Origin of the sequence: Photorhabdus noenieputensis (genome assembly GCF_018448935.1) — a bacterium.
Taxonomy (GTDB): domain Bacteria; phylum Pseudomonadota; class Gammaproteobacteria; order Enterobacterales; family Enterobacteriaceae; genus Photorhabdus; species Photorhabdus noenieputensis.
Genome location: NZ_RCWC01000129.1, coordinates 1 through 1,163 on the forward strand (window position 1 = coordinate 1; position 1,163 = coordinate 1,163).

The 1,163-nt window shown below is 51.8% G+C and carries 1 protein-coding gene; it reads left to right on the forward strand.

Annotated elements, in window-relative coordinates:
• Positions 1-1,163 (forward strand): elongation factor Tu (gene tuf / locus EAE91_RS23480; RefSeq protein WP_214090543.1); only part of this gene is annotated, 1,163 nt, incomplete at both ends.

The following is a 1,163-nucleotide window of genomic DNA, read 5'->3' on the forward strand; positions in this document are numbered from 1 at the left end:
TTTGAACGTACAAAACCGCACGTTAACGTTGGTACTATCGGCCACGTTGACCACGGTAAAACTACCCTGACTGCTGCTATCACTACTGTACTGGCTAAAACCTACGGTGGTAACGCTCGTGCATTCGACCAAATCGATAACGCGCCAGAAGAAAAAGCGCGTGGTATCACCATCTCTACTTCTCACGTAGAATACGATACCCCAAGCCGCCACTATGCGCACGTTGACTGCCCAGGCCACGCCGACTATGTGAAAAACATGATCACCGGTGCGGCTCAGATGGACGGCGCAATCCTGGTGGTTGCTGCGACTGACGGCCCAATGCCACAGACTCGTGAGCACATCCTGTTAGGTCGTCAGGTAGGCGTTCCTTACATCATCGTATTCCTGAACAAATGTGACATGGTAGACGACGAAGAGCTGCTGGAACTGGTTGAGATGGAAGTGCGTGAACTGCTGTCTCAGTATGATTTCCCAGGCGACGATACTCCAGTTATCCGTGGCTCTGCGCTGAAAGCGCTGGAAGGCGATGCAGAGTGGGAAGCGAAGATTATTGAACTGGCCGATGCCCTGGACAGCTACATCCCAGAACCAGAGCGTGCAATCGACCAGCCATTCCTGCTGCCAATCGAAGACGTATTCTCTATTTCAGGCCGTGGTACCGTGGTAACCGGTCGTGTAGAACGCGGTATTGTTAAAGTGGGTGAAGAAGTCGAAATCGTGGGTATCAAAGACACCGCGAAAACCACTTGTACTGGCGTGGAAATGTTCCGCAAACTGCTGGATGAAGGTCGTGCGGGTGAGAACGTGGGTGTTCTGCTGCGTGGTACCAAGCGTGACGAAATCGAACGTGGTCAGGTACTGGCGAAACCCGGTTCAATCAAGCCACACACCACTTTCGAATCAGAAGTTTATATTCTGAGCAAAGACGAAGGTGGCCGTCATACGCCATTCTTCAAAGGCTACCGTCCACAGTTCTACTTCCGTACAACTGACGTAACCGGCACAATCGAGCTGCCAGAAGGCGTGGAAATGGTGATGCCAGGTGATAACATTCAGATGAAAGTAACTCTGATTGCGCCAATCGCAATGGACCAGGGTCTGCGCTTCGCTATCCGTGAAGGCGGCCGTACTGTAGGTGCTGGTGTTGTTGCTAAAGTTAT